We start from the raw sequence: 13,109 nt of genomic DNA, 5'->3' as shown, positions 1-13,109 counted from the left end.
TTGAGAACCCTCTTCCATGGGAGGATTCGCTGGAGCGTTTGGAGCCGAGGCCACGCCGCGAATCCTCAACTCTTCCAGGACGAGCAACGGCGCAGAGGCCAGGTGTTAGACATGAAAGGATTCCGCTACGGCGGTCAGGAGACGTTCTAACCTGCGCAAAAAAAAGAACAACGATCCGCGACCGAGCTAAAGAACTGATGATTCTTGCGGTTTCAGTAGCACGGGCGGCCCGTCCGCAATTCCCTCGGGGCCGGAGCGAGTCCGAGGAATGACCCTGGGCCGAGGGGGATCCGGCAGGCCCGGCCGGGCTGGGCTGGAAATCCATCGCGATTCTCGCCCAGTCGCGAATCGTTGAAAAAAAAAAAAAAGGCGGGGCACAATCGCCCCGCCTTGGTTCCAGCGGCCTGCCCAAAGATATGTCTCAACAAGCCATCGGCCTCCGCCTCAGGACTTGCCCGACTTCGCCTTGACGTCGTATTCGAGCGCGTTGTCCCCGGCCGTGATCTCCGCCTTGAATTCTCCCCCCGGCTTCCCCGCCTTGGCCGCCTGCTTGGCCGGGTTGATCCCGAGCGATTCCAGGGCCATCCGGCGCTGTTCTTCGTCCTCGTACTTGGACTTCTGAGAGGCCTCCTCTTCCGCGGTCGGCTTCACGGAAACAATCACCCTGTACTTGCCGAGCGGAAGGCCGGCATGCCCCATGCTGGTGATCTTGAAGTTCCCCTCGGGACCGGTCACATCGTTGCCTTCAGAGATGGCGACATTCGCGGGGTCGGGGACGAACTCCACCGTGGCATTGGGATAGGGCTTGCCGTTCAGCGTGATGGTGCCGTGCACTGGATAGCGCTTGGCTTCACCACTGCCGCAGCCCATGAACCCGGCCGTCAGCAGAACAAGCATCGCGAATTGTGTTGGTCTCATCCGGTGTATCCTCTTCAAAAATGAGCGACGGGAATGAAACGACAAGGTGCCCCACCCGACGACAGACGAGTGGGGCACCGCATGAGATCAAGCCTGAATCTTGCGGAATCGAAAAGCGAAGAGGAGGGCCTCAGTAAGAGTCGGAACTGATGACCTCACCGCCGGCGATCGTCTGGAGCGCATACCACGTCACCGGGCTGATCGAATTTTTGATGAATCGAACGCTTCCATCACCAAAAAGCATATTGATGCCGCCTGAGTGCTTGCTCCCCATCGCCCAGGCGTACTGCAACTTCTCGGTGTTGGCGGGGAGCTCGTACTTCCCGTTGGGCAGGTACCGGGTGTAGCCGGCAGAGGTCGGCGGGACGACGATACCGTGAACCGAGGTGTGATTGCCCGCGCCCCACCAGGTTCCCCAGTTCACGCTGTAGGTCCGCTGGGGCGCCTCGCCGATGGCGACCGTGTTGCTGGAGCCGTCCGTGATGTTATTCAAGCCCGTGGACAGGTCGGAGAAAAACATGCCGCGGACAGTCGCGACCGGAAACCCGGCCGACGCGGCGCACGTGGAGTCGCTGTACTGCGAGACGCAGAACTTGTAGTTGCTCCGCCGCGCGTTGATGCGCATGTAGTTGCCGGCCGCGGGGACATTCTCCACGGGCATCTCTTCGTCCGAAGGGCACTGGAACGTCGAAATCTTCGCCCCGACGACGGTCGAATTCGCGTAGCAGCTCCCGATCAGCAGGGTGTTCGGCGAGCCGTTGACACCCGTGCCGTCGGCCGACGGCTGGCTGAAATTGTACGCATTGTACATGGCCGTCTGCTCCATCTGGCCGAGCATCATGGTGAAGCCGGTGGTGTTGAGCACCTGACCAATCGGAGCATTCTTGCTGGTGCAGCTCCCCGTGTTCAACCGGGGGGGCGGGAACGCGCCCTGAACATCGTGATAGTTATGCATCGCGATGCCCATCTGCTTCATGTTGTTGACGCACTGCGAGCGGCGAGCCGCCTCGCGGGCCGCCTGGACGGCCGGCAGCAACAACGCAATAAGAACGGCGATGATGGCGATGACCACCAACAACTCAATCAACGTGAACCCTGCACCGCTGGCACGGCGTCGTGCGGAATGGCGAATACGCGAACGAATCATGAGCAACCTTTCCAAGAATCCAAAAATCAAGAACCGATAACCTGAATGAGAGGCCAACTGAGGCGACCGAAGGCTTCGTCGCCCGAAAATCGCTGACCGTTGCGTTGAGACGGCTTCGGCCAGGATCGCCCCATCCGCAAAAGACGAAAACGACAAGGGGAATGATCAGTCTCAAGGCTCGAGCGAATCTTCCGTCGCGGCAGAGCGGGGAAAGCACATCAACCCATTCCGCGACAGAACCAGCGTAGCGACCTGTGCCGACGGGATCGACCGCAAGCAAGGCACATATCTTCACGTAGAAGAAGGCAGGAGCGATATTGTCATAATATTAAAAATTCTGCGTAGCAAAGTCAAGCCGGGAGCATGCCAGCCTCAGCGATTGCACGCTCGCTCTCAATCAATGTGTAAAAAAAAGCGAGTCTCCGGTGAAGCTTCCGGCAGGTCGTGGGAGCGGCCTCCGGGCTGGCGGCCATTGATTTTGGCCGAATCTGGCGACGAACCGATCCCGATCGACAAGAGCGAACGGAAGGAGGCGGTTCGGGAACGGGCGGGGAATTCTGAGGTCAGGAGCTTCGCCTCTACCCAGCCGCGTGAACGGCCGGTCTGCCGGGCTTTTACCAGGCAGCTCGTCAAAGAGCCACGACTTCGTCTCAGTCCGGGAAGTGCCCCACAGTCTGTTCCCGAATCGATCGTGCGGCCGTTCGACTGCCGAGCCCCTGAAGGAGAGTGATGCGCCCGGATTCCGAGGGGACGGCAACGGGTCGAGCCTATTTTTTCTCAAACCGCTTGATCAAGGTCACCTCGTTGCCTTTGTCGTTATAGCGAAACTCGTCGACAAGGCCTTTGGCGAGCATGATGCCGAAGCCCCCCTCGCGAATCCCGAGTTCGTTGCGGACGTCGAGGTGACCGATCGGGTCTTCATCCGAGGCGGCGTGAGGAACCTGCGACGGGTTGAAGCCGGGGCCTTGGTCGTGAATGATCAGGGTCACGGCTTCCGGATCGATTCGGTAGGTGATCAGCAGCACCAAATCCGCGTTCTTGCGGTGCCCCCACTCGATCGCGTTGCCCCCCATCTCCAGAACGACCTGCTTCAGATCCTTGATCTGACGCTCGTTCAGCGGCGTGTGCGCAAACAGGTCGGCCAGCATGTCGTTGGCCTGCTGGAGGTAAGTGGCCTCGCTCCGAATATTGAAGCTGATCTCGCCGTGGGTGCCGCGCGTCTCATGCTCGTGCCGCCAGGCCAAGGCCTTGTCGATCTCCTCGAACAACTGATCGGGAGTGAATGGCTTGGTCAGGTAACCGTTGGCGCCGACACGGACCCCGGCCGCGCGATGACCGGCATCATGGAGAGCGGTCACCATGATGATCGGTATCAGGTTCGTCTCGCGATCCCGTTTCAACTGGTCGCAAATGGCGAACCCGTCGATGTCAGGGAGCATCAGGTCGAGCAAGATCAGGCTGGGCGCATGGCCGCGCACGGCGGCGGCGACCTGAGAACCCCCGAACAACTGGACAGGCTCGAAGTCGCGGGACCGGACCAAGCTGGCCAGAATGTCGTTGGTGTCGCGCTCATCGTCGACGATCAGCACGGTGCGCGGCATGGGCAAAAACTCAGGGGGACAACGGCAAATCTCTTGTCGCGATCGGCAAACTCTTCCGAGGCATTGTCGCGCGCCGAGACGCGGCTGGCAAGGCATTGGAATGGAGTCAAGCCGGCGCCCTTGCACGACCCATCATGACCACGGAATAATAACTACGGTCGAGCTCCCGAGTTCGGGACGCCCCACCCCTCGTTTTTCTTTGCGGTCAACCGTCCATTCGTTCGACCGAGACCCGTCTATGCAAGTCACGCAGATCATCGACACCTTCGGCTATGTCATCTACGCCGCTCTCGCGTTACTCGCCGTCTGGGGCGTCTATAATGCGATCCTGCTCTATCGCAGTCTCAACAAAAAGTCGATCGCCGAACCCGAAGCGTTGCTGCAACAAATTCGCGAATTGAGCTTGGCCAACAAATCTGACGCCGCGATCGCGGCCTGCCAAGGCCCACCCTACTGGCATACCGCCCTGGCTCAATTAATGGCTGTCGCCCTCAAGAACCGTAACAAAGGTGTCGCCAAAATCAAACAGCTTCTGGTGATGGAGTTTCACACCGAAGTCATCGCCGGCATGGAAAACCGCCTGGCCACGATCTCAACCATCGTCCGGATGGGCCCTTTGCTCGGGCTGCTGGGGACCGTCGCCAGCATGATCGGAGCCTTCGGCCGGATCGGCGGCTCCGAGAAGGTGAACCCCACCGACCTCGCCAATGACATCAGCCTGGCGCTCTGGGCCACCGGCGCGGGCCTGCTCATCGCCACGCCGATGATGATTTTAGGCAACGACATCCACGCCAAGCTCCGTCGCCTCCGAGATCGAACCGAGCGACAGCTTCAAGACTTCCTGGAAATTCTCGAACAAATCGAAAATCAGGGCCCGCGCAGTTCGTCGAGCTCGCGTTCGGGGACCGTTCGTGCCGTGCTGCCGCGCGGATGATCCCCCGCACGAATCCGGACCACGAACCGCGAATTACCGCCCGCGTCTCGCCCAGTGAAACCGATCGGTCACCCGTCACGGGTTAATATCTATGCTTCTCCGCCGACAAGGCAGCGAAGAACGCGACGAGCACATCGACATGACGCCGATGGTCGACGTCGTTTTCCAGCTCATGACGTTCATGCTCTTCTCGGTGCAGATGACCGGTGGAGAGAAGGTGGAAGTCCCCATCGCGCGGCACGGAGTGGGGGTCGAAGAGTCGACCGCAACCTTCTTGACGCTCCTCAAACCCGAGGCCCCAGGCGCCGAGCCCAAGCTCCTCATCGGGAACGGCGAGGGGGCGACCGCAACCATGGAGCAAGCCCGTAAAGCCGTGGCCGATGGGATCAAGGAGGGCCGCCGCAAGGTCGTCCTCCAGGCCGATGGTGGCGTCCCCCACGGCGAGGTCCTCAAAGTGGCCGGCGCCGTCAGCGAGGTCGAGGGCATCACCCTCCATATCGGCGTCCAAGAAGCGGAACGCTAACCCAATACAAATCACAATGATTCAATATCAACTCATTTGATTCGAGAGGGAGAGGGCGAAATTGGCGACCTGGGATGTCTTCCACGGCGATCGGTTGGAAGTCGAGCGAGCGCTCACGATCGAGAGCGTCCGCCAGGCGCTGGCGCGGGGCGACCTCCGCGATGACGACCTGATCCGCCCCGCCGGTACGACCGTGGCCTGGGTCAGGCTGGCCGACTTCCCCGCGTTGCTCGCCGCCCCAGGTCCCGCCCCCGAAGCTGAGGCACCCGTCCCCGAAGCCAGGCCAGCGCCGACCCCGAGCGAGATCGCCCCCGACCCTCATGAAAGAGTGAACGACGACCGGGCCATCGACTCCGTCGCGGACGAGAACCCGCTTGCCTTTCCCGACTTCGATGACTTCGAGCTCCTCGACGACGACAGCCAAGAGGCCTTGCCGGTCGGCACGGAAGAGGACAGCGCCAGGATCGGTGACCCGATCACGGACGAAGAGGAGTTCGACGTCCCGAGCTTCGATGACTTCGACGACGACAGCCAAGAGGCCTTGCCGGTCACCAGGGAAGCGTCCGAGGACCTCGAGTTCCTCGACGACGACAGCCAAGAGGCCTTGCCGGTCGGCGAGTCAGCCTGGAACGAAGAGGACGAGGAGTACGACCCTCAGGATGAAGACGAAGCGATTGCCGAGTTCACCCTGTCGCGCGGGTCGGCCGAAACCGTCGAGGAGCTGGATCTCGCGGCGATGGTTGACGTGGCCTTCCAGCTCGTCCTGTTCTTCCTGGTGACGGCAACCACCGTGCTCTACAAGAGCCTGGAGGTCCCCAAGCCGAACCCCGACAGCCCTGCCGCGGCGGCCGCGCAAGGGCACTCGCGTTCCCTCGAAGACCTGAAGGACGATTACATTCTCGTCGAGATCGACCCGGCCGGCCTGATGAAGATCGATCGGGAGCCGGTCCGAGCCGACATGGCAGGCCTGATCGAGCGGCTCCGCGACACCCGGGAGAAAACGGGACGCAAAGCCATGCTCCTCTCGGCCGACTTCGCGACCCCACACCGCAACGCCGTACTCGCCTACGACGCCGCCAACGAGATCGGCCTGGGAATCGCCATCGCGCGTCCCACAGGCAACGAGCCCCCGGCCAACCCACCCGCCGCCGCGAAAAAGGCCGCCCAGAGCTGAGACCCGAGGCAAGCCAGGCCAACAAATCCGCCTTTTTCGATTACCCGAATCATTCAAGCTGCAACGTCAAGTCGACCGATAACCAGAAAGGTCGGTGACGCGGTCTGTCCCAGCTCCACTCACCGGTTCCTCAATTCACTTCAGGTTCCGAAATGCTTGCCAGACCACTTCAACCGCGAGTCAAGCAGTTCTTGAACCAGGCGGCTGAGCCGAGACACCCGGAGCGCACGGCATTGGCCGAGCAATGGCCGATCCCGTATGAAAAATCGGATTTTGGCCGCGGATCAATCGCAAATCGTTGATCAATTTACAACAAGTTAGGCAAAGCTTTACGTCTGGGTCCGCGCCCCTAGAAGCTCCCGGACTATCCCGTTCTCCACGGACCGTGAAATCCTCTGGGGACAAGGGTGAACGGCCGAAGTCTCGAGTTCGAGGGGTGGCCGGCTCTTCACCATTCTTCAAATCCGCCAACGCTTTGGTCGCAATTTGCCGATTACACAAGGTGATCGCGTTCCACGGACGCCGAGTCTGTTCGTCTCGATTCTTCAATCTAAGAAATACAGCCCAGATCGGCGTGGACTGGGGATAAATCTCCGCGGCTCCGCGGAGCGGGAAGAACCCGGTCGAGTGGCGAGGAGCGAGGCATGACGGCGGTGCGAAGCGCGGTTTTTCTCGGTTCAGCATTATTCACGCTCTTGACCTTGCTCATTTTCAGCCCCACCGCCAACGCTCAAGGGAATCCGCCGAAGGGGGACGAGAGCCCACCACCGCGCGACAGGTTCACCACCCCGGCCTCGAACGGTTCACTGCCGGCTCCTGCCACCCCGAGCCCCGTTGCTCCCGCGGCTCTTCTCCCAGCATCGGCAAGCACGCGTGAGGAAGATCTGGAAAACCGGCTCCGCGCGATGGAAGCACTCAACCGCCGCTTGGCCGACCGCGTCGATCTCCTGATCAACGAGGTCAAGGACCTGCGGCAACAATCCGCTGGTTCCACGAAAGCTTCGGAAAATCCCACGGCAGCATCGAATCCAGGATTCGGCACATCCGCGTCATCGAGCGCAACCCCCGGCTCAAACGCCTCCGGCCGCGATCCATCGATACCGAGCTACAACGTGGTGTCAGGAACCAGAGCTCGCCCCAAAGCCATTCTCGTGCCGAGCTTCGGCCCCGGGTTCCAGTTGGAAAGCGAAAATCAGGAGTATCAACTTCAGTTCCATCAAGAGACCCAGGTTGACTATCGCGAGTTCGACCCCAACGGCGAGGAGTTTGCCCGCTCCGGGTTCTACGTGCCCCGCCTACGAGCCTTCTTCAACGGCCGAGTGACCAAACAAGTCGACTATATGTTTTCGGTCAACAAAGGCTTCGGCGAATTCAACGTACTCGACGCCTGGGTCAACTTCCACAACGATGAACGACTCCAGCTCAAGATCGGCCGATACATGACGCCGTTCAACTACGAGCAATTCGCCATTCAAAACATGTGGCTGACAACACCTGAGCGATCCCTCTTCACTCAGAACTTGGGGCTGAACCGTCAGATCGGGGCCACCCTCTGGGGCTATCTCTTCGACAATCGACTCGACTATGCACTGGCGATCTTTGACGGGCCGCGGAACTCGTTCCAGGACTACAATGAATCAAAAGACATTTTCACTTACCTGAATATTCGACCGTTCCAGAAGAATCCCGAAGGGTCGCTACTGCGCAACCTGAACATCGGCGGATCGGCCATCTACGGCGACCAGGATAATCCCCTCAGGCCCAATCGATTCCGAGTTGCGGCCAACGCGTCGAACGACGCAGCCGCCGATCAGCCCGCGCCTCCCTTCCTGTCCTTTGTGGATAACGTCAGAGAGCGTGGTCAGCGCACCTTCTGGTCGGGCCACGTTTCTTACTTCTACAAGAGCCTCTCCCTCCTGGCCGACTATAACGGCGCAATTCTCCACTACGGCTTGCCGAACAAGCCCGCGATCAGTCTGCCAGCCAGTGGCTACTCGGTCACCGCGGGGTATTTCGTCACCGGCGAACAGATGGAGAAACGCACGACCATCGACCCGCTTCGGACGTTCAGCCTGAAGAAGGGGAGTTTCGGATTAGGGGCCATCGAACTGGTTGGTCGGTACAACACGTTTGAAATCGACAACACGATCTTTTCGTCCGGACTCTCCGACCCCGACCTCTGGAGCAACCGGGCCTGGTCGACCAACATTGGCTTCAACTGGTATCCAAACCGCTACTTGAAGTTCTACTTCGATTGGCAACACTCCGAATTTGGGAACCCTGTCAAGTATGCAGAGGGTCGTAAAGCGTTGAGCAACGACCTCTACTGGATCCGAACCCAGTTCTACTTCTAAATCAGACGACCATCCCAAAACCGGCCTGCTCAGCCAACTCTCGGCCGGATCGTCCATTGCCCGGCAAGTGCCCAGTCTGTTACCACTGGCCGTGGGAACGGTCGCGGTGTCGCTCTCCTTCCGGGCATCCTTTGCACGGTCGAATGATTCTCTCTGTGGGGTTGCCATGGAAGTCCGTCGCAGACGTAGGCTGATCGCGATCGTCGTCGTTGGTCTGATGTTGGGAGGTGTGGGGACCTGGCGGTATCTTTTCCAGATCGACGGGCCGGGGTACCGTCCCAAGTCTGCGGGGGGAGGCTTCCTGGTTGCCCCCTACGTGCAGCTTGGCGATGAGCCTCGGTTTGGGACGACCGAGAGCCTCACGATCCTCTGGCAGGCCGAGGATCGAGCCACCGAGTGGTCGGTCGAGGCGAGAGACGCACCCGGCGGAGCCTGGCGAGCGGGGGGGAAGGCCACCTGGCGAACGGACACACGACCCGGTGTCGGCCCGCGGCGATATTATCGCGCTACGGTCGCCGAGTTGGCCCCAGGCGCGGAGTTCACCTACCGCGTCAGACGCAACGGCAAGGCCCTGTTCGAGTCAACGGCGCGCGCCCGCAAGGGCCCTGGGCAGCCGCACCGGTTCGTCGCTTTCGGCGACGGCGGCGCGAATAGCTGGGGGCAAATGGGGATCGCCTACCGCACCGCCCTGGCCCGCCCCGATTTCGTGATGGTCGCCGGCGACCTGGTCTACTCCAAGGGGCGACTCTTCGAGTACCTCGACAAGTTCTTTCCTATCTACAACAGTGACCAGTTCGCGCCGGGAGCGGGCGCTCCACTCTTGCGTTCAACGCCGATGCTGGTCGCCCCCGGCAACCACGACCTGCTCGAACGCAACCTTGACTCCTATCCCGACGCCCTCGCATACTTCCTGGTCTGGTCGATGCCCCTGAACGGGCCGCTCTCCCAGGTCGGGGCAAGCCACACGCCGGCCTTGTTCGGCACCAAGGCACAACAGCAAGCCTTCGTCGACCTCGCCGGCCCCGCCTATCCGAGGATGGCGAACTACGCCTTCGACTACGGCGACGCCCACTGGACCATCCTCGACACCAACCTCTACGCCGACTGGAACGACCCCAAACTTCGCGACTGGCTCGAGGCCGACCTCGCCGCGGCCCAGGATGCCCCTTGGCGGTTTGTCGCGTTTCACCAGCCCCCGTTCCACTCCTCCATTTCTCACGGCGATGAGCAACAGACGCGAATCCTGGCGGAGATTCTCGAGAAATATCGGGTCGACATTGTTTTTAGCGGTCATATCCACAACTACCAGCGTTCGCACCCGCTCCGGTTCGTGCCGGAACGAGACGCCAGCGGCCGACCGATCGAGAAACTAGGGCGGGTCAACGGGCGCTGGACGCTCGATACCCGCTTCGATGGCAAGTCCCGAACCCGGCCCGACGGCGTCATCTACCTCGTCACAGGCGCCGGCGGCGCGCGACTCTACGACGCCAACCAGCACGGTGACGATTCCTCCTTCCAGGAGTTCACCGCCCGGTTCGTCTCGAACACCCATTCGCTGACGGTCGTCGACGTCGACGCCACCAAGCTGACCGTCCGGCAAGTCACCGCCGACGGCGAAGAAGTCGACCGCTTCGTGATCACACGCTAGCAAGTGCCGATCATGCTCTCCCACGATCAATTCGGAGGGGAGGGACACCTACGGTCGAATTGGCATGGGGCAAGTGGATGTCCGACCAGTCGGGATGGCGGATCAACCACCAGGCGATCGTCGCGCGGCAGACCGGTCAGATCGTCTGGTCGATGCCGTTCAACCCGAGCCGGTGGCAAGAACGCGGCCCACGGAAGGTTCTCGACACCGGCCGACTCATCGCCCTGGCCGCGGAGAAGGGACGCTACCCAGACCAAAAGGGCTGAGGATGGCCAAAACTTCCCCGCTGAAGTTCCTGGCGACTTGCTCCCTACAGGACTTCGCCCGGCACTCCGACTCGAAGACAACGAGGAGGTATGACCGCAACCGTCGGGGCCTCGCCGGGTCGATGGCCAAGCTCATCGTCGAGGAGAAAGGTCAGCACTCCGCAGGCTTGGCTAAGTTAGTCGATCCACTGGGTGTAGTTCATCAGCCCGACGGGAAGGATCGCCTTGGCTGTCTCCTTGCCAACCAAGCTGGGCACCAGGTCGATAACGATCTCACGGATCGACCCGCGGGCGGGGAAGAACGTCCCCTCCAGGCCTTTGGCCAGAGCCCGGGCGCGGGCTTCGCCGCGAAGCCCCTCGGTCGAGCGGATCAGGGCGCGGCCGTACCGGTCGCCAATCACCTCGCGAACCCGGACGTTCGGCCGGAACGCGCCACCACACGACACTTCGTAGGGGTTCGGCATGTCGAACTCAAAGATCCGGTGCAGGGCGTAATACAGGGCAACCTCGCCACTCGATTCTGCTTCGCCCTCCGTAATCCGGCGCCGGACCATCGCAATCGTGGCCGCGTCGAGCGGGACGAAGTCGCCGCGGTCGAATCGGGTTCGCGTTGGTTGCGCATCGAGCACGGCCGCCAGCGTGCGGAGCGCCCGGCGGTCCTCCCCGGCCAGCACCTCGCCCGCCGCGCGGAGCACCATCGCCTCCTGGAAGGATTCGCCGCGGAGCTTCACTCGGTCAATCATCGTATCGACTGCCGCCGGGTCGATCGCGCCGCTACGAAGGTCCAGGTCGGCCTGAAACTCGTCAAGCGCTCTGCGGCCGTCGAGAAAGCCAAGGTAGCCGGTCGGATCCAACAGTGCGGCCGCCCGCAGTGCGGCGACTTGTTCACCGTAGAACCGGGGAACGAACCGCGGGTCGACCTCGGCAAGCCCGTCGGCCAGCGCCTCAGCTCGCTCCCGACCTTGGAGCGTCTCCGCCCGGGTCAATGCCTCGCTGAGCCGCCGACCCCGCTCACGGAGCGGTTCAAGATACTTCCAGTACGCCTCAGGGGTCTGAATCGCCTCGCGGTATGTCGTCCGTGCATAGGGACGGCCGTCGGGCGTTGCCAGGACAACCGTCGGGAACGTCGTGATCCCGTACCGCTTCTGGAGCTTCTCATAACGCTGCTTCCTGTCGGCCGAGATCGGGATACGATTGGTCATGGGCAGATCAATGTCGACGAGCACAAACTCTCGGCCTGCCCGCTCGACGAACTCCGGCTTGGAGAAGACACGGTCCTTGAGCCATCGACAGGGCAGACACCAATCGCTCCCCCCGAAGTCGATCAGCATGTCCTTTCCTTGGGCCTTTGCAGCGGCTTGACTCTCCTCGAACTCCAGAGACCATGCCTCGCCACCAAGTACTGGCGGTGGGGTCAGCCACGTCAGAGCGACAAGCATGGCTGAGAAGACAATGAACTTCATGGTGACCTCCCGGTATCGAACAGCGGACGCATGCCCCGAGCGACGTCCGTCCTGCCGACCTAAGCTAATTTTGGCCGGCGGTATCGTTGCTTGCCATTACCATCTGGTCGTCTGGCAAATGCAATCATTCAGTTCGTTTGCCAGCGCATGCTATCACGCTCCAGGCTATGGTTGTGAAAGGGCGATGATGGCCAGGCACCTAAAATTCCTAAAAGGAGCAAACCAGAATTCATGCACATAACACATCATCATGCGCCCACTTTATCGTTTCACACCCCCCCCAAACCTTTCCTGTTAAAGTGCCTGGCGGCTTGCTCCCTTTCAAACTTTCCCACTGAAGCGCCCAGCGACTTGCTCTACTTCTGAACGAGCGTAGACGAGCGAAAACTAGGGTCTCGGGCCCATCGGTGCGCCGCCTCCCACCGAGGTTGTGAACCTGTAGCCTGGGCCGATTCGGATGACGGGATAGCCGTCTGGCCCGGTGGACCGGAAGCCGAAGCCTGCATCCAACTGCCTCCCGTCCGCGAGGTCCGCCGTGACCGCGAATTGATCGTACCGCCCGAACCGGCCACGATGGGACGGGTAAGTTCCCGTGACCGTTGCGCCGGCCGGTATGGACCTTAGCGGAATCGTCTCGCCCAAGACGATTAGGTCCAGACGCGGAATCGGGAACCCCGATTGGTTCACGACCATGACCTTGCGGGGACTCGCGTCATGGTGCTCGGGGCGCAGGGCAAGCACTCCCGCGGTCAGCGCGAGCGCCACCGCCGCAACGACCATCATCAACCGCCGCGTTGTGAATCGAAGTCGCATAGTGACCACCCATCAATCTAACGCCGGCGGGTTAGCAGACCGCCTTGGACGTCGTGCCCCCACAGCCAGTCGACACCGTGCGGCCTTGTCGACCCAATACATATGGACCGCGAGCGTAGGATGCTTCGCCGTCACTGTCGACTCGGCTTGCGTGGCCGATCTCACGTCCCTGGTGCAATGCAAGCGGCTTGCGGCCCATCGGGCTTGGGCTCGCTCTCCTGGGCAATTCATCGGATCATGCAACCCAATAATCATATCGCAAAAACTT

At 61.3% G+C, this 13,109-nt stretch carries 11 protein-coding genes; 6 read left to right on the top strand and 5 right to left on the bottom strand.

Annotation, left to right across the window (positions count from 1 at the left end; genetic code table 11):
- Positions 1–444: 444 nt before the first annotated feature.
- From V5E97_RS07160 to V5E97_RS07150, 3 genes are all read right to left on the bottom strand, one after another.
- On the bottom strand, positions 445–918 hold the full coding sequence (locus V5E97_RS07160) for a carboxypeptidase-like regulatory domain-containing protein (protein WP_406698631.1): 474 nt from the start codon (positions 916–918) through the stop codon (positions 445–447).
- Between the two features lie 130 nt (positions 919–1,048).
- Positions 1,049–2,065, bottom strand: coding sequence for a DUF1559 domain-containing protein (locus V5E97_RS07155; RefSeq protein WP_406698630.1), 1,017 nt, complete (start codon positions 2,063–2,065; stop codon positions 1,049–1,051).
- Positions 2,066–2,832: 767 nt separating this feature from the next.
- Positions 2,833–3,666: a response regulator gene (locus V5E97_RS07150; RefSeq protein ID WP_406698629.1), complete on the bottom strand. Its 834-nt coding sequence runs from the start codon at positions 3,664–3,666 to the stop codon at positions 2,833–2,835.
- A gap of 238 nt (positions 3,667–3,904) precedes the next feature.
- Between V5E97_RS07150 and V5E97_RS07145 the strand changes: the two genes are divergently transcribed.
- From V5E97_RS07145 to V5E97_RS07120, 6 genes are all read left to right on the top strand, one after another.
- Positions 3,905–4,600 carry a MotA/TolQ/ExbB proton channel family protein gene (locus V5E97_RS07145; RefSeq protein ID WP_406698628.1) on the top strand — a complete coding sequence of 232 codons (696 nt, stop codon included), beginning with the start codon at positions 3,905–3,907 and terminating at the stop codon, positions 4,598–4,600.
- A gap of 91 nt (positions 4,601–4,691) precedes the next feature.
- Positions 4,692–5,123 (top strand): ExbD/TolR family protein, encoded by a 432-nt coding sequence (locus V5E97_RS07140; RefSeq protein ID WP_406698627.1) that lies wholly within the window; start codon positions 4,692–4,694, stop codon positions 5,121–5,123.
- Between the two features lie 61 nt (positions 5,124–5,184).
- Positions 5,185–6,297, top strand: coding sequence for an ExbD/TolR family protein (locus V5E97_RS07135; protein ID WP_406698626.1), 1,113 nt, complete (start codon positions 5,185–5,187; stop codon positions 6,295–6,297).
- A gap of 644 nt (positions 6,298–6,941) precedes the next feature.
- On the top strand, positions 6,942–8,651 hold the full coding sequence (locus tag V5E97_RS07130; RefSeq protein WP_406698625.1) for a porin: 1,710 nt from the start codon (positions 6,942–6,944) through the stop codon (positions 8,649–8,651).
- Between the two features lie 166 nt (positions 8,652–8,817).
- Positions 8,818–10,299, top strand: coding sequence for a metallophosphoesterase (locus V5E97_RS07125; RefSeq protein ID WP_406698624.1), 1,482 nt, complete (start codon positions 8,818–8,820; stop codon positions 10,297–10,299).
- A 77-nt stretch (positions 10,300–10,376) separates the two neighbouring features.
- Complete coding sequence (locus V5E97_RS07120) at positions 10,377–10,565, top strand: hypothetical protein (RefSeq protein ID WP_406698623.1); 189 nt, start codon at positions 10,377–10,379, stop codon at positions 10,563–10,565.
- A 176-nt stretch (positions 10,566–10,741) separates the two neighbouring features.
- Here V5E97_RS07120 and V5E97_RS07115 read toward each other — a convergent pair whose 3' ends face one another.
- Positions 10,742–12,028, bottom strand: a complete 1,287-nt coding sequence (locus V5E97_RS07115) for a thioredoxin family protein (RefSeq protein WP_406698622.1) — start codon at positions 12,026–12,028, stop codon at positions 10,742–10,744.
- A gap of 387 nt (positions 12,029–12,415) precedes the next feature.
- Positions 12,416–12,841, bottom strand: coding sequence for a hypothetical protein (locus tag V5E97_RS07110; protein ID WP_406698621.1), 426 nt, complete (start codon positions 12,839–12,841; stop codon positions 12,416–12,418).
- Positions 12,842–13,109: the final 268 nt, after the last annotated feature.

This window comes from Singulisphaera photorubra (assembly GCF_045290345.1).
In the GTDB taxonomy this organism is placed as follows: domain Bacteria; phylum Planctomycetota; class Planctomycetia; order Isosphaerales; family Isosphaeraceae; genus Singulisphaera.
The sequence above is the reverse complement of the archived record's forward strand: the minus strand, read 5'-3'. Positions and strand labels throughout refer to the sequence as shown.